A 14,688-nucleotide genomic window follows, 5' to 3' on the forward strand; every position below is an offset into this window, starting at 1 on the left:
CGTACCGTATGATCTAGCGCGTCCCCCTTCCCCCGCACGTCAGGAGACCTCCGTGGCCACCCTGCTCTTCCGTCTCGGCTCGTTCGCCGCTCGTCGCGCGTGGGCGGTGATCGTCGCCTGGGTCGTGATCCTCGGAGTCTCGGTGGGCGCGTTCCTCGCGGCCGGCGGCACGCTGACCAACAGCTTCGACATCCCGGGCACGGCGTCCGGCGCGGTCACCGATCAGCTCGCCGAGAAGCTGCCCGACACGGCGGGCGGCACCGGCACGGTCGTCTACCGCACCGACGACGGCTCGGCCCTGACCGCCGAGCAGGAGGCCGCGATCTCGGCGCTCGCCGCCTCCGCCGCCGACCTCGACGGGGTGGCCGCGGTCGTCGATCCGTTCCAGGCGCGGCAGTCGCAGCTCGACGGAGCCGCGCAGCTGGCCGACGGCCGCGCGCAGCTCGAGGCGGGGGAGGAGCAGCTGGAGGCCGGGCAGGCGCAGCTCGACGCCGGCCGCGCGCAGCTCGACGCCGCGCAGCAGCAGCTCACCGCCGCCCGCGAGCAGGCCGTGGCGGCCGGTGCGCCGGCGCAGCAGCTCGCCGCGATCGACGCGCAGCAGGCGCAGCTCGATCCGCAGAAGGCGCTCCTCGACGAGCAGCAGGCGACCCTCGACGCCTCGCGCCAGGAGCTCGAGGCCGGCGCCGAGCCCCTCGACCTCGGCGAGGAGCTGCTCGGCTACGCCGACGGCATCGGGGTCGTGTCCGACGACGGCTCCACCGCCATCGTGAACATCTCGTTCACCGATCCACGCCTCGAGCTGTCCGAGGAGGTCAAGCAGGGTGTCGTCGACCACTTCGAGGAGTCCCCGGTCGCCGGCGCCGACGTCAGCTTCGCGACCGACCTCGCCCAGGGCGTCCCGCAGATCTTCGGAGTCGGCGAGGTCGTCGGCCTCGTGTTCGCGGCGGTCGTCCTCATCGTGATGCTCGGCTCCCTCGTCGCCGCGGCCCTCCCGATCGTGACCGCGCTGGTCGGCGTCGGAGTGGGCGTCACCGCTTCGCTCGCCTTCTCCGGCGTCATCGACATGGCGTCGGTCACCCCCGTCCTCGGCGTGATGCTCGGCCTCGCGGTCGGCATCGACTACTCCCTCTTCATCGTGAACCGGCACCGGAGGCAGCTGCTCGCGGGAGTCGAGGTCCGCGAGTCGATCGGACTGGCCAACGGCACCTCCGGTACCGCGGTCGTCTTCGCCGGCTCGACCGTCGTCGTCGCGCTGCTCGCCCTGAACATCACCGGCATCCCGTTCCTCGCGCTCATGGGCACCGTCGGCGCGATCTGCGTCGCGGTGGCCGTGCTCATCGCGATCACCCTCGCGCCCGCGATCCTCGGCCTCCTCGGCACGCGACTCCTGCGCCACAAGGCCCGCGCCGCCATCGGTGAGCAGAAGGTGCTCCCGCCCGCCCGGCCCATGTCGACCGTCCGCGCCGTCGTCACGGTCGTCGGCACGATCGTCGCCCTGCTGATCATCGCGATCCCGTCGCTCTCGATGCGCCTCGGCCTGCCCGACGGCTCCAGCGAGCCCGAGGGCTCGACCAGCGCCCGCGCCTTCGAGATCGTGGGCGACGAGTTCGGCGCCGGCGCGAACGGCCCGCTGCTCGTCAGCGCCTCCGTGCCGAGCGGAGTCGCCGACGACGACCTGCTGCGCACGCAGGTCGACATCGCCCGCACGATCTCGGAGCAGGACGACGTGGTCGCCGTCGCGCCCGTCGCCACGTCCGACGACGGCACCCTCCTGGCCTTCCAGGTGCTGCCCGCCGAGGGCCCCAACAGCGCCTCCACCGAGCAGCTCGTGCAGGACCTCCGCGACCTCCCTCCCGTGGGTGACGGCATCGTGCTCGGAGTCGCCGGCCAGGCCGCGACGAACATCGACATCTCGGAGGGGCTGAACGCGGTCCTGCCGACCTACCTGGCGGTCGTCGTCGGGCTCTCGCTGCTCATCATGATCATGGTGTTCCGCTCGCTGCTCGTCCCGGTCATCGCCACGGGAGGCTTCATCCTGTCGCTGTTCGCGACCTACGGCCTGATCACCGCGGTGTTCCAGTTCGGCTGGGGCGCCGACCTGATCGGCCTGCACGCCACCGGCCCGATCCTGAGCTTCCTGCCCGTGATCCTCGTCGGCATCCTCTTCGGGCTCGCGATGGACTACCAGCTCTTCCTCGCGTCGGGAATGCGGGAGGCGTACGTGCACGGCGCGAACGCCCGCCTCGCCGTGGCGCAGGGCTTCCAGGCCGGCAAGTCCGTCGTGATCGCCGCCGCGCTGATCATGGTGGCGGTGTTCGGGGGCTTCATCTTCTCGGAGTCGACCATCATCCGCTCGATGGGCTTCGGCCTCGCGTTCGGCGTGCTCCTCGACGCCTTCGTCGTCCGGATGCTGCTGATGCCCGCTCTGATGCACCTGCTCGGCCGCTCCGCCTGGTGGCTGCCCCGCTGGCTCGACCGGCTGCTGCCCGACGTCGACATCGAGGGCGCCTCGCTCGAGCGCACGCACCCGCACCCGCACGCCTGAACGACGGAACCCCGGCCCGTCGAGGGGTCCCGCAGCTGCGGGCTCTCTCGACGGTCCGGGGTTCCCTGGAGCAGGCGACTCCTCCTAGGAGGTGTACCCGGCCTGGATGGACTCGAGGACCTGGTCCGTGCTCGACCCGTCGACCCAGTCGACGATCCCCTTGAAGAAGCTGTCCGAGCCGACGGCCTTGGGCATCAGGTCGGACGCGTCGAAGCGGAACGTGGTGTCCTCGCTCTGCAGGATCGCGATCGAGTCCTTCAGCAGCTCACTGCTCGCGTTCTCGGGGTCGAGGCCCTTGTTGGCCGAGATGACTCCGCCGAGCGCGACGCGGCTGTTGGCCCAGTCGGCGCTCGCGAGGTACTCCTGCACCTTCGCGGTGTCCTCGTCATCGGCGAACGCCGCGACGAACTCGCCACCGCCGGTCACGGCCTGGTCGTCCTCGGCGCTGATCGGCGGAGTGAGGAACGCCCACACGTCGCCGTCCTCGGCCACCGTCGCGTCGGCGCCGATGATGAAGCCCTCGAAGAACGACGCCTGGTGGGTCAGCGCGCAGGAGTCGTTCGCGATGTTCTGCGCGACGTCGCCGAACGCGGTCGAGTTGATCGACGAGACATCGCCGTAGCCCGCGTTGACGAGCGTCGGGTCGAGCAGGATCGAGCCGACGGAGTCGAACGCCGCCTTGATCTGGGGGTCGGTGAAGGGCACATCGCCCGAGACCCACTGGTCGTACACGTCGGGGCCGGCCTCGCGCAGCACCGCGTCCTCGATCCAGTCCGTTCCCGGCCAGCCCGACGCGGCATCGGAGGCGAAGCCGGCGCACCACGACGGCCCGCCGCTCTTCTCCGCGATCGTCTTCCCGAGCGCCTCCATCTCGTCCCAGGTCGTCGGCACCGAGACGCCCCACTCCGCGAACTTCGCCGGGGAGTACCAGACGTATACCTTCACGCTCGCCATCAGCGGAGCGCCGTACTGCGTCCCGTCGACCTGGCCGTACTTCTGCCAGTCCTCCGACCAGTTGTTCTGGACGTTCGTCAGGGCGCCCTCGGGCAGCTCCTTCACCTTCCCCGAGGCCACCGTGTCGGCCAGCAGCCCCGGCTGCGGGAAGATCGCGAGGTCCGGAGTGTCGCCACCCTGCACCTTGATGCCGATCTGCTGCTCGAAGCCCTTGTCGCCGGTGTACTTGATGTCGATGCCCGACTCCTCCTCCCAGTCCGCCCAGGACTCCTCGAGGAGCGTCGCCTCATCGCCGTTGATGGTGCCGTAGACGTTCACGACCCCGTCGGCCGTCCCCACCGAGCCGCCGCCGGAGCCACCGCCCGCGTTCGGATCGTTCGGGTCGCTGCTGCTCGAGCAGCCCGCGAGCGCGAGGCCGGCGGCCGCCAGAACGGCGACCGGAAGGGTGAGACGGCGGTGCAGGGACGATCGCATGGGTACTCCTCAGTGAGTGGGATCGGCGGGCCGGTGATCGGCGAGTGGAGGATCGGCTGGTCGCGGAGGCGGGCCGTCGCGGCGTGCCTGGCCAGGATAGACCGGAAGAGAGCGCTCTCTCGGTAACGATTCGGTACTGGCGGGGATCGCCTGGCGTGACCGTTCGGACCAAGCCGGCAGCCTCGTGATGTTCAAAGGAGGCTGAGCAGGAAGCGGCCCCCCTCACGCTCGCCGAGCTGTAATTCGAAGCATGCTCGTCTTCGTCGAGCGGATGGTGGTTCTAACACGAGCGATATTCGCCGGCGTTCGAATCCGCTCTTCGTAATGTCGGGCTCATGCCCACCCTCACCCCGGCCGATCTATCACTCGAGCTCGGAGTTCCGCAGAAACGAATTCGCGACGTTCTCCGAGAATTCTTCGGAACTCTCGACATCGGCACGACGCGCTGGGAACTCAGCGATGAGCAAGCGGATGCTGTTCGCGATCGCCTCCGGGTGGAACCAGTCGAGATCCCACGGTTCTCCCTTTCCGTCGGTGACCAGGTGCTGCGTCGCGCCGTTCATCGAGCGTATGGAGGCCAGCAGCAGGGCGGAATCTCCACTCCGCGATCTCTCGGTGAGATCTTCATCTTCACTGATCCCGCGAAAGGCGCACGGCACGGCTACGACAGGTTCGAAGGCCTGCGGGAGGACGGTTCCTACTCCTACACGGGTGAGGGTCAGGTGGGAGATCAGGTGTTCCTTCGCGGAAATCTTGCCCTCCGGGATGCGGCCAAGAATGGTCGAATCATCCGGCTTTTCACGGTCCAGAACACCCGCGTCACGTATATCGGAGCGTTTACAACAGGCCTTCCGACCTATCGCTACGAGATCATCCCGGACAACGAGGGAACGTTGCGCCGGGGGATCATCTTCAATCTGCTCCCGGTCGATGCCGACGTCACGACGCTGCCCGCTTACGGCGGTGCGAAGCCCGCCGATGCTCACGTCAGCGAGTGGGCAGCTCCCGCCTATTCCGACATCGTCGTGGCAGGAGAGGAGTCAGCACCGATCGACGAGCGAGTTGTCTCCCGTGTCGAATTCGAGCTTCAAGCGGCCTTCGGCGAATGGCTGACGAGGAATGGAACTCCTCCCAGTCGACTGACACTTCCCGTTGGTTCTTCGCGCATCGAGCCGGATCTCTACGTGACGACCAGTGGCTGGATCGTGGAGGCGAAGAAGTCGACCGCGCGCTCGTACGTGCGAACGGCAATCGGGCAGGTCCTCGACTACGCCCATGTCGCCAACGAGAAGGGGCTCGCGGCTGTTCCGGTCATCCTGCTTCCTGGCCATCCCGAGGCGGACCTCCAGCAACTCATCACGAGCTTGAACATCATTACGGCCGTGCGGCACGGCGAGGAGTTCAAGCTGATTGAGGCTTAAACCTTTGCGGTGAGCTTCGCCACAGCAGGAAGATCCGGGGTGGCCCACTCGAGGGTAGGCAACTCGTCCCGAGTCAGCCAGCGAAGCCCATCGTGATCCGTGCTCGTCAACGGCGGGTCACCGCGCAAAGTCGTCCACCAGCAGCTCAACCGGATGATGCGAGTGCCTACTGCGGTGTCGTCAACCGTCAGCAGGTCGCCTACGGCGACGACGACTCCGAGCTCTTCCGCTATTTCCCGCTCGAGTGCCTGCTCAGGCGTCTCCCCAGGTTCGATCTTCCCGCCCGGGAACTCCCACAGACCGCCAGCCGATTTCGCAGGCCTGCGTCGGCAGGCGAGGATGCGATCCCCGTCGGTGATGACGGCGGCTACGACCTCGAGAATCTCCATCCGACGATCATGGTCGCCGACAGGCTGGGCCTCGTTCACCCCTTCAGCGGGTCGTTCCCCCAGTTCATCAGCGAGTACCGCCACTTCGTCTCCGTCACGTCCCCGTCCGGACGCTGCGCCGAGTGCCGGTGCACGTAGCCGACGACCTTCTTCATGTGCGCGTAGTCGTCGTCGTTGAGGTCGGCCTGCTTCGTGCCGAGGATCTCGATGATGCGGCGGCCGCTGTGGTGGCCGACCGATTCGCCGCCGCCGGACTTCTGGCCGACCTCCTTCGACTCGTCGGTCTCGAGCCAGCTCTCGATCTCCTTCGCCGTCATGTTCACGGCCTCGTGGAAGTCGTCGCGGATGCTCCGCTGCTCGTCCTGATCCGGCATGTCGCTCCTCCTGTCGCGGGCGCCCGGCGCCCTCGTGCTCCTACCAGAGCGTCTGCGCGGGGAGAGGTCAAGCCCCGACCGCACACCCCCGCCCACGCGTAGCGTCGCCCGTATACGGGGGCCAGAGCTCCCGCCTGTCGACTGAGAAGAGAAGAGACACGCATGCCGTCACGGAACACGCTCGTCCGCAGCCTCCACGACCTCGGCGCCGCCGCCTGGTTCGGCGGATCCCTCATGGGCGCCGTCGGGCTGAACGGAGCCGCCGCGACCTCCTCCGACCCGTCCGAGCGCCTCCGCGTTGCGTCGGTCGGCTGGGCCCGCTGGAGCCCGGTGCAGTTCGCCGCGATCATCGCCCACGGCGTCGGAGGCATCGGCCTGATCCTCGCGAACAAGACCCGCCTCGCGAACCAGCAGGAGAGCCGCACCAACACGATCATCAAGACCGTCGTCACCGGTCTCGCCGGCGCCGCATCTGTCACCGCCGCGATCGCCGGAGCGACTCAGGCCAAGCACATCGACGAGGGCGCCGAGGGCGTCACCGAGGCCGCGCCGCAGAACTCGGCTGAGCTGACGACCGCCCTCCGCGTGCAGAAGGCCACCCAGTGGCTGATCCCGGTGCTGACCTCGGTCATCATCATCCTCGGCGCCCAGCAGGGCGAGCAGCAGCGCCCGGTGAAGGGGCTCTTCGAGACCACGGCGCGCATGTTCCGCAAGTAGCGCCGGCCGTCGCACGACGAAGGACGGATGCACCGGAAGCCGCGGCGATCCGTCCTTTGTCGTGTGCCGGGCACGTCCCGCCCGAATCCGTGAGAATTAGTGCGGGCCGGCGCGGCCCCGAGGCGCCCGACCCTGTGGTCGCATCGCCCGACGAGCAGGGGAGTCGCCGTGTCTCTCGACCCCGTCGATCCCTTCACGGATCGCCCGCAGCGCAGCCGTCGTCCTCCCGGCGGTATCTCCGCCCGGCTCGCGAGCAGGATCGAGGCGGTCCTGCTCCTCGTCCTCCTGCTCGGCCTCGGGGTCGTCCTCTTCGTGCTCCTCCTTGGGCAGCAGCTCGGCATCGACGCGTGCAGCGGGAACCCCGACGGGTGCGACTCCGCACTCCTGTCCGCCGCGACCTGGATCATCCCGGCCGTCGTCGGCCTGTTCGCGGTGCTGACGATCACCGCCGCAGCCCGCCGATCGACGACCGCTCGGCGCATGAGGGCGATCCCGCTTCTCGGCGCGGCGGCCACCGTCGTCGCGTTCCTCTTCGCCTCGGCGCTCGTCGCGATCGCGCTTGCAGGGGTGAGCACGTGACCGTCCCGGAGTGGAGGGACGAGTCGCTAGCGCCTCGCGAGGTCTCCGACCAGCTCGGCAGCGAGATCCGCCACCTGGCCGAGAAGCTGTTCTGGCGACGCTGAGACGTCCAGTCGGCGGACGTGGATCTCGACCGCTGCTCCGCGCACCGAGTAGGAGGAACCACCGCGGCCGATCGAGATCAGCCAGCCCTCGCGGAGCCCCAGAACCGTGCAGTACGCGTGCATCTGGTAGAGGTCCTCCACCGGAGAGGCGCCGGTCTTGTACTTGGCGTCGGCCACCATCACCGGGCGCCCCGAGCGCACGTGCACGATGTCGGGCCGCACAGCCTGCCGGCCGCCCTCGTCGAGGGTCGTCGAGTACTGCGCGAGCGTGACGCCCGACGAGAGCGGAGCGAGCGACTCCCGCAGCGCCGTGGTGACGAAGCTCTCGAAGAGGCCGGCCATGTCGACGACGAACGAGGCGAGCGGGGACTCGCCGGCGGTGCTCGACGGAGCGCGGCGCTCGAGGATCAGGTCGGCGAAGACGAGCGCCGGAACGTAGTGCGCGGTGAGCCGGCTTCGGCGCCACGGGGGCACGGCTGCCCCGCGGCGTAGGCGCTCCACGCCGTCGAGGCGCCCGTCGAGATGGAGGAGACGCCGCCGCAGCGCGTCGCGGAGGCGGGGCAGCGTGAGCAGTGCACCGATCGCCGCCCGGAGGACGATGTTCTCGGCGATGTCGACCGTGTACTCGTCCACCGTCAGCTCGACCGGCAGCAGGCGACCACCGCGAGCGACCTGATCCGACATCCGGATTCGTCCGCGAACGGTGACGGCGGTCTCGTCGTAGGTCCGGTACCCCTGCAGAACACCGCGCGCCAGCGCCCGCTCGGCCAGCCGCACGAACGTCTCGGCGATGGCGGGTGCGAGATCGTCGTCAGGGGAGGCGTCGACGTCCTCCGGGCGGAAGCCGGGATCGCGCGCGTAGCCCAGCAGGAACAGCAGCGACCCCAGCGGAGTCTTGGGCTGCACGACGATCTCGTCCTCGCCCGAGCGCACCGCTCCCACCCTGTTCGATGCGGCCGCCACCTCGATCCCGACGCGACCGAGGCGTGACTCGATCAGCCCTGCCGTCGTCGCCGCGGCGACAACATCCGGAGCGAGCAGGCACGGCCGCCAGCCGCCGTTCTCCTCCAGGGAGAAGCGCGTCACGACTCGTCGATCTCGTCGACCACCAGCGGCGTCGTCAGGTCGAGGGCGTCCAGACCGAACCGGGCGCGGATCTCCTCTCGGGACAGCCGGCCGTAGTAGTGCTCGTCGAGCAGGGGCAGGATGTCGTGCTCCCAGATCCGGACGAGCCCGTCGTCGGTGCGGGCGCTCACCCGCAGGAGGTAGGACGGGCCGATCTGGAAGTCGCGGTCGGTCTCTCCGATGCGCTCGTTGAGGGTGTCGAGCAGCGCACCCCGCCTCGTCGTGCGGCCCTCCACCCGGTGGATCAGGCCGTGCACGGGCCGTTGCGCCGGGTGCAGCTCGAAGAAGGCGAAGCGGCGGCGGATCGCCGCGTCGACGAGCGAGATCGAACGGTCGGCCGTGTTCATCGTGCCGATGACGAACAGGTTCTTGGGCAGCGCGAACGGCTCCTCGGGGGAGTACTGCAGCGACACCTGCTCGTCGCGGTACTCGAGGAGGAAGTACAGCTCGCCGAAGATCTTCGCCATGTTGCCGCGGTTGATCTCGTCGATGATCAGCACGTGGGGGACGGCCGGGTTGCGCACGGCGGAATCGGCGAGCAGTCGGAGGGGCCCCTTCGCGAGGCGGAACACCGCGGATCCGCTCCCGTCGGTCGCGGGACGGAAGCCCTCGAAGAAGTCCTCGTAGGAGTAGGAGGGGTGGAACTGCACGATCCTCACGGCGCTCGCGGGGGCGGCGAACCGGGCCAGGGCCCGCGCGACGAACGTCTTCCCCGTGCCGGGAGGGCCGAACAGGATGATCTGCCTCCGCTCCTCGAGGACCGCGGTCACGTCGTCGAGCCAGGCGCGGTCGTAGTGGAGGCCGGCGGCGAACTCGGCAGTGGGACGCGGAAGGCGGAGGTCGGTCGGCGTGGGTGTGGGCATCGACAACGGTTCGACCCGGATGAACGCGTCGTCACGGGACAGCGCGTCGAGGACCGCCTGCGGCAGAGCATCCTCGGGAACGCGATCCTCCTCCCACCGCACCGAGCGCTGAGCGCGGTCGCCAGGCATCCACCGGCCACTCCGGAGTGTCCCCACCCGGATCCCTCGGTCGTCCCGCACCAGGATCTGCTCGCCCGGACGCATCCCGCTCAGCACGGCCGCGGTCGAGTCCACCCTCTGCAGCAGCGCGGAGATCGGCTCCGCTCCGTCCCAGCGGGCCAGAGCCGTCGTGCGGATCGCCGCGCGGCTCGCTCCGAAGTCGGCGGTGATCGCCCCCGGAAAGCCGATGGTGTCGCCGAGCACGGCCCGACTCGGAACGCACCAGGCCGCGAGCGCGTAGTCACGGTCCGCGCCGCGCCACTCCGTGCTCCACGGCGGCAGATACCAGTCGATGTCGAGGTACCCCTGCGGATCCAGTCGGTCGCGCAGGTGCAGCAGATCGCGGTCGAGGTCGCCGGTCGGCCCCGACGACAGTACGGGAGCGAAAGTGTCGCGGATCTTGGTCTTGTCTGCGGTCGACACGATCCGCTCGAAAACGCTCGGCCAGGTCAGCGCGAGCAGGGAGCTCTGAATCGCCGGGGAGGCGGGATCGACGGCGACGGTCTGCTCGCGGAACAGCCACGGGTCTCCGAGCGCTGCATCTCGCGTCTCGGCGTCGAGTCCGTCCCAGTGCTCGATGAAGGAGCAGAGCCACTGCAGATGACGGGCGATCTGCGGAGTGAAGCCGGCGCCGCCGCTGAACGTGCCGCGGACGTCGAACGCGGCCGCAACCGCCTCGGGGAGGGCCGGCGCGTCGGGGAGCAGTGCCAGGATCTCGCGCAGCAGCTCGCGCTTCGTCCCGGCGCCGACGTTCGTGAGCGGAAGGCGCTGGACGAAGCACAGCTCGGCCGCGAGCAGGACGACGTCCCGCGATGCGTCCGCCAGCTGCTGCAGCAGCCGCCCCCGGAATCCGCCGGACGCATCGGGCAGCGAGTCCAGAGCACCGCGAAGAGCCCGAGCGGTGGGCGCGGTCCAGGTGCGCACGGTCGCGTCCAGTGCCGAGGCAGCCCCGCTCAGTCCGGGAGTCAGGATCACGCCGGCTGCCGCGGCGATGGCGCGGCGCTCGGCGCTGCCGGTCGGTGACGACTCCTCCGAGCGCGTCACCTCCTCCTCGAGCCCGCGCACCAGGAGGCAGTCGGAGCACCAGCCGGGCGACGTCAGCTCACGCGGATCGGTGTCGGGTGCTGCGAACCACGCGTCGAGGACCTCGGCCTCGGTCCAGGAGCGGCGCGGCTGGGTGACGCCGTGACGACAGGTCGGCACGTGCAGGCGCCCGGATCGAGCTTCGAGGTAGTCGTCCTCCGAGGCGGCCAGGCTCCAGTTCACGCTCTCGAAAGTGCGCTGCGAGCTGTCGAGCGGGGTGCGGGCTGCCAGGTCGCCTTCGACGGCGAACCCCAGCTGCGCGAGGACGCGCTGCGCCTTGCCGGAGTCGAACGGCTTCGTCGTCAGCCCGGTCGCGACCGCGAGAACCTGCTTCACCGGCCACCGCCGCCCGAGTGCCTCGACCGAGTACTTCGTCACGGCGGCGGGTTCGACCGCGCCGAGCGCAGCCTCCACCGACTCCCGCGTGAGCTCGTAGGGATTCCCGTCGATGGTGAACTGCAAAGCGCCTCCCGCTGTCAGGCCGATTCTGTCGGGCTCCACCGACACTGACCGGCGGGCGCGCGGGTCACTTCGACGTGCCCATGCAGAACGCCGCAGCGAACGCGCCGGTGCTCGTCTGCTCCGCGATGACCTCGCCGTCGAGGGTGATGCGGCAGGTGATCGCGCCGGTGTCGTCGGCGCCGGTGGTCGCGGTGAGGGACTGGACCTGCACGGCGAACTCGCCCGCGGCCGGCACCTGCACCTCCTTCGTGAAGGGGAGGGGCTGATCGGCGGCGGCCGCGGTGCCGTCGGCGAGGTCGCTCGAGGTGGCGTAGCCGATCGAGGCGTCAGGAGCGTCGCCGGTGACCTCGAGGAGGAGGGTCCGGGTGGGGCCGGCCGGTTCGGTGCTCTCCGTCAGGGGTGCGCGGCTCGACTCGGCGTCCTCGACGGCGTTCGTGACGCCGGTGACGAAGCCGGCCGTGTAGATCACGGCGAGCACGATCGACAGGATCAGCGCCACCAGGTTCAAGGCCGTGCCGGCGATCGCGGCCTTGCGGGTCCGGTTCTTCAGGAACAGGGCGATCACTCCGAGCACCAGGCCCACGAAGGCGACGAAGCCCGAGACGTAGTTCACGATCGGGATCGCGGCGCCGATGAGCGCGACGATGCCGATGATGAGGGACGCGAGACCGAGTCCGTTCCCGGTCTTCCGCCCGGGCGGGGGCGTCGACGGGCCGGGAGCGGGCTCGGGGAAGACGGCGGGGTTGTACAGGGTCATGCCGCCAGTCAACCAGCAGTGGCATTGACCGGGCCATCTCTACATAGCTAGATTTGCGCCATGATCCCGCTCGCCCGCCTCACGCCCGCCACGGTCGACGTGCTGCGCGTCCTCCTCGACGACGGCGCCTCCGTCTGGGGGATGCTCGTCATCAAGCGCACGGGACGCCCGGCGGGCAGCGTCTACCCGATCCTCGAGCGGCTCGAGGGGGCGGGCTGGGTGGCCTCGTCGTGGGAGCCGGACACCGACCGCAGCGGTCCGCGGCGGCGGCTGTACGAGCTGACGGGCGACGGGGCGCAGGCCGCTCGCTCGGCGGTCGAGCGCTTCGACGCGGCAGCGGTGGCGAAGGCATCCAAGGCAAGCCGGTCCGCCCCGGCCGCCGTCCGTCTCTCCGGAGCGGAGGCCCGCGCGTGATCGACCTGCTGCTGCGCCTGCTCGCCCGCCTCCTCCCTCCTCTCGCCCGTGAGCGCTACCTCGAGGAGTGGCGGGCCGATGCGGCCGGCGCCGCCGAGGCGGGTCTGCCCCGCCGCGACGTCGTGCTCGGTGCCCTCGTGCTCAGCGCCACCCTCGACCGAGCGCTGCCGGCGCACTCGGGGGAGCCGCGGTTCCTCCGCCCGCGCCGCCTCGCCCGCCGCGGGCTCGGGCTGCTGACGGCCACCTCGGTCGTGCTGATCGGCTTCTCTCTGACCGCCGGCGGCATCGTGCCCGAGAACGCTCCGGAGGGTGTCGTCGCCGCCACGCGGGCGGTCGGTGGGCTCGTCGTCGCTCTCGCGCTTCTCGCGGGGGTCGTCGGAGTCGCGCACCTGATCGGAGCCGCCCGCTCGGCCGAGACCCGCACGGCCCGGGTGTCGCTGCTCCTGGCGGTCGTCGGGCCGCTGACGGTCGTGCTCGGCACCCTCCTCCCCGGGGCGCCCTGGTGGCTGACCCTGCTCGGCTTCGTGATCGTGCTCGCCGGCCTCGCGACCGGTCTCGCCGTCATCGGAGGCACGCGACCGGTCGCTCTCGAGCACCGCGTCCCGACCCGGAGGCAGCGTGTCCCGGTCGCGGTCGCCGGTGCCGCGCTGATGCTCGCCGTCATCGTGCTCGGCTCGATCGACCTGCTCGTCTGGAACCCGCTCGCCAAGGTGCCCGGCACCGAGCTCTCGACGATCTACGCGCTGATGGCCGAGCGCGACGGGTTCTCGCTCCAGCCCACGCTCGTCGCGCTCGTGATCTGGGTGGTCTTCTGGACGGTGCCCGCCCTGCTCGTCGCGACACTCGCCGTGCATCGCGCGGGAGGCGCGCTCACTCCTCGACGGCTCGCGATCGTGATGCTCTCGATGGTCGGCGCGGCGATCTTCTGCCGCTTCTTCACCGGATTCGGCATCGGCATGTCGATCGCCGACACTTTCTCCACCTCCGGCGGCGACGGCTCGGTCGTCTCGGCGGCGCTCGCGATCGTGAGCCAGCTCTCGCTCGCAGCGGCCGCGATCCTGCTGGGCTGGGCTCCGCGGGTCGTGGTGCGGCCGGCCGAGAGCGCGGTGGCCGCGTAGCTCACGCAGAACATCAGCCGGTGAGGGTGTCTCTCGGCTGTCAGCCGTCAGACACCCTCACGGGCCGATGTTCTGCACGCAGAAGCGGGGCCGACTCGCGTCGACCCCGCTCCGATGCGCCGCGCTTGCAGCCGAGTCGATCTCGGCGGCGCGATCGATCGCCGTGCTCAGCCGCGGTCGAGAAGCACCGCGAGCGCCCCGCTGGTTACGAGGCCCCAGCCCACGAGCAGGGCGGCGCCGACCGCCCCGAGCAGGATCGCGACCGCGCGCCGCTCGCTCCGGGTCACCGCGCGGCCTCGGGAACGGGGAGTTCCTCCGGAACGAACGTCAGGATGTCGCCCGGCTGGCAGCCGAGCACCGAGCAGATCGCGTCGAGCGTCGAGAAGCGGATCGCCTTCGCCCGCCCGTTCTTCAGGATCGAGACGTTCGCCGTCGTGATGCCGATCGCTGAGGCCAGCTCGGTCACCGACATCTTCCGCTTGGCGAGCTCGACGTCCAGCTGCAGCACGATCGCCATCAGACGATCTCCGCCAGCTCGCTGCGCTGCTCGACCGCGAGGTGCAGGAGTCGCCGCATCACCATGACGAGAAGGCCCAGCGTCGCGCTCGACACCGCGACCAGCCCGAAGGCGAGCGCGGGGATCGGAGCGGGCACCACCGCGAGGACCGCGACCGCTCCGCCCGCTGCGAGGACGGCCCCGAACAGGAACGCGCCGATCGCCAGATCGACCCACAGGTCGGAGCGGTGATCGCCGGCGAAGAGCGCGTCGTCGCGCACCAGCGACACCAGCCGCCAGACCGCGACGAGCACGGCCTCGACGCAGAGGACGCCCGCGACGAGGACGGCGACGAGCACCCCGTCGATCGGACCGCCGTCGAGCGCGGTCGCGGCGACCGGGCCGACGGCGACCTGCACGACGACGCAGCCGAGCAGCAGCACGGCGAGCAGGGCGCGGAGTGCGACGAGGAGTGAGCGGGGCATCGAGATCCTCTCGGAGGGTGCGGCGTATCGAAGATCGAGCGATTCGTATCGACAATCGATACTGCCAGTCCAGAGCGGGGCCCGGCAAGACCCTCCGCGCGACGTGTCAGCGTGGGAAGTCCTGCACAGATGAGGCTGAGCGCCGCGAGTCGCCACGATCTCGCCGGAT

Annotated in this window: 14 protein-coding genes; 6 read left to right on the forward strand and 8 right to left on the reverse strand. The window is 70.1% G+C overall.

Features of this window, described 5'->3' with window-relative positions:
• Positions 1-52 precede the first annotated feature (52 nt).
• A complete protein-coding gene (locus tag LRG51_RS14295) occupies positions 53-2,545 on the forward strand; it encodes an MMPL family transporter (protein ID WP_230673296.1) in 2,493 nt (830 codons plus the stop codon).
• Between the two features lie 84 nt (positions 2,546-2,629).
• Here LRG51_RS14295 and LRG51_RS14300 read toward each other — a convergent pair whose 3' ends face one another.
• Entirely contained in the window at positions 2,630-3,973 is a 1,344-nt protein-coding gene (locus LRG51_RS14300) for an ABC transporter substrate-binding protein (RefSeq protein WP_230673297.1), read from the reverse strand.
• A gap of 335 nt (positions 3,974-4,308) precedes the next feature.
• Between LRG51_RS14300 and LRG51_RS14305 the strand changes: the two genes are divergently transcribed.
• The gene (locus tag LRG51_RS14305) at positions 4,309-5,394 is read left to right on the forward strand and encodes a hypothetical protein (protein WP_230673298.1); all 1,086 of its coding nucleotides are present in this window, start codon (positions 4,309-4,311) and stop codon (positions 5,392-5,394) included.
• Here the strand turns inward: LRG51_RS14305 and LRG51_RS14310 are convergent.
• Both LRG51_RS14310 and LRG51_RS14315 read right to left on the reverse strand, forming a co-directional pair.
• A complete protein-coding gene (locus LRG51_RS14310; protein WP_230673299.1) occupies positions 5,391-5,783 on the reverse strand; it encodes a (deoxy)nucleoside triphosphate pyrophosphohydrolase in 393 nt (130 codons plus the stop codon). The two genes, LRG51_RS14305 and LRG51_RS14310, sit on opposite strands and share 4 nt — an antisense overlap.
• Before the next feature lie 35 nt (positions 5,784-5,818).
• Positions 5,819-6,157, reverse strand: a complete 339-nt coding sequence (locus LRG51_RS14315; RefSeq protein WP_230673300.1) for a DUF3140 domain-containing protein — start codon at positions 6,155-6,157, stop codon at positions 5,819-5,821.
• Positions 6,158-6,319: 162 nt separating this feature from the next.
• On the opposite strand from LRG51_RS14315, the gene LRG51_RS14320 reads away from it, so the two are divergent.
• Together LRG51_RS14320 and LRG51_RS14325 are read left to right on the forward strand one after the other, a co-directional pair.
• Positions 6,320-6,874, forward strand: a complete 555-nt coding sequence (locus LRG51_RS14320; protein WP_055790249.1) for a hypothetical protein — start codon at positions 6,320-6,322, stop codon at positions 6,872-6,874.
• A 168-nt stretch (positions 6,875-7,042) separates the two neighbouring features.
• Positions 7,043-7,453 carry a hypothetical protein gene (locus LRG51_RS14325; RefSeq protein ID WP_230673301.1) on the forward strand — a complete coding sequence of 137 codons (411 nt, stop codon included), beginning with the start codon at positions 7,043-7,045 and terminating at the stop codon, positions 7,451-7,453.
• A 26-nt stretch (positions 7,454-7,479) separates the two neighbouring features.
• Here LRG51_RS14325 and LRG51_RS14330 read toward each other — a convergent pair whose 3' ends face one another.
• The 3 genes from LRG51_RS14330 to LRG51_RS14340 all read right to left on the reverse strand — a co-directional run bounded on the left by LRG51_RS14330 (position 7,480) and on the right by LRG51_RS14340 (position 12,006).
• Positions 7,480-8,643, reverse strand: a complete 1,164-nt coding sequence (locus tag LRG51_RS14330) for an McrC family protein (protein ID WP_230673302.1) — start codon at positions 8,641-8,643, stop codon at positions 7,480-7,482.
• The gene (locus LRG51_RS14335; RefSeq protein ID WP_230673303.1) at positions 8,640-11,249 is read right to left on the reverse strand and encodes an AAA family ATPase; all 2,610 of its coding nucleotides are present in this window, start codon (positions 11,247-11,249) and stop codon (positions 8,640-8,642) included. Before LRG51_RS14335 ends, LRG51_RS14330 begins: the two co-directional genes overlap by 4 nt.
• Before the next feature lie 64 nt (positions 11,250-11,313).
• Positions 11,314-12,006 carry an MmpS family transport accessory protein gene (locus LRG51_RS14340; protein WP_230673304.1) on the reverse strand — a complete coding sequence of 231 codons (693 nt, stop codon included), beginning with the start codon at positions 12,004-12,006 and terminating at the stop codon, positions 11,314-11,316.
• A gap of 60 nt (positions 12,007-12,066) precedes the next feature.
• Here LRG51_RS14340 and LRG51_RS14345 point away from each other — a divergent pair, with 60 nt between their 5' ends.
• Together LRG51_RS14345 and LRG51_RS14350 are read left to right on the forward strand one after the other, a co-directional pair.
• Positions 12,067-12,420: a PadR family transcriptional regulator gene (locus LRG51_RS14345; RefSeq protein WP_230673305.1), complete on the forward strand. Its 354-nt coding sequence runs from the start codon at positions 12,067-12,069 to the stop codon at positions 12,418-12,420.
• Positions 12,417-13,538, forward strand: a complete 1,122-nt coding sequence (locus LRG51_RS14350; RefSeq protein WP_230673306.1) for a hypothetical protein — start codon at positions 12,417-12,419, stop codon at positions 13,536-13,538. Before LRG51_RS14345 ends, LRG51_RS14350 begins: the two co-directional genes overlap by 4 nt.
• A 283-nt stretch (positions 13,539-13,821) precedes the next feature.
• Here LRG51_RS14350 and LRG51_RS14355 read toward each other — a convergent pair whose 3' ends face one another.
• A complete protein-coding gene (locus LRG51_RS14355; protein ID WP_055790266.1) occupies positions 13,822-14,055 on the reverse strand; it encodes a helix-turn-helix domain-containing protein in 234 nt (77 codons plus the stop codon).
• Positions 14,055-14,519 (reverse strand): DUF2975 domain-containing protein, encoded by a 465-nt coding sequence (locus LRG51_RS14360; RefSeq protein ID WP_055790268.1) that lies wholly within the window; start codon positions 14,517-14,519, stop codon positions 14,055-14,057. Before LRG51_RS14360 ends, LRG51_RS14355 begins: the two co-directional genes overlap by 1 nt.
• Positions 14,520-14,688 lie beyond the last annotated feature (169 nt).

The sequence above is a fragment of the Rathayibacter sp. Leaf248 genome, assembly GCF_920939495.1.
Lineage (GTDB): Bacteria > Actinomycetota > Actinomycetes > Actinomycetales > Microbacteriaceae > Rathayibacter > Rathayibacter caricis.

Coding starts and splice junctions, on each gene's coding strand:
- LRG51_RS14300 (WP_230673297.1), bottom strand. CDS start 3,973: ATGCGATCGTCCCTGCACCGCCGTCTCACCCTTCCGGTCGCCGTTCTG.
- LRG51_RS14305 (WP_230673298.1), top strand. CDS start 4,309: ATGCCCACCCTCACCCCGGCCGATCTATCACTCGAGCTCGGAGTTCCG.
- LRG51_RS14310 (WP_230673299.1), bottom strand. CDS start 5,783: ATGGAGATTCTCGAGGTCGTAGCCGCCGTCATCACCGACGGGGATCGC.
- LRG51_RS14315 (WP_230673300.1), bottom strand. CDS start 6,157: ATGCCGGATCAGGACGAGCAGCGGAGCATCCGCGACGACTTCCACGAG.
- LRG51_RS14320 (WP_055790249.1), top strand. CDS start 6,320: ATGCCGTCACGGAACACGCTCGTCCGCAGCCTCCACGACCTCGGCGCC.
- LRG51_RS14340 (WP_230673304.1), bottom strand. CDS start 12,006: ATGACCCTGTACAACCCCGCCGTCTTCCCCGAGCCCGCTCCCGGCCCG.
- LRG51_RS14345 (WP_230673305.1), top strand. CDS start 12,067: ATGATCCCGCTCGCCCGCCTCACGCCCGCCACGGTCGACGTGCTGCGC.
- LRG51_RS14355 (WP_055790266.1), bottom strand. CDS start 14,055: ATGGCGATCGTGCTGCAGCTGGACGTCGAGCTCGCCAAGCGGAAGATG.
- LRG51_RS14360 (WP_055790268.1), bottom strand. CDS start 14,519: ATGCCCCGCTCACTCCTCGTCGCACTCCGCGCCCTGCTCGCCGTGCTG.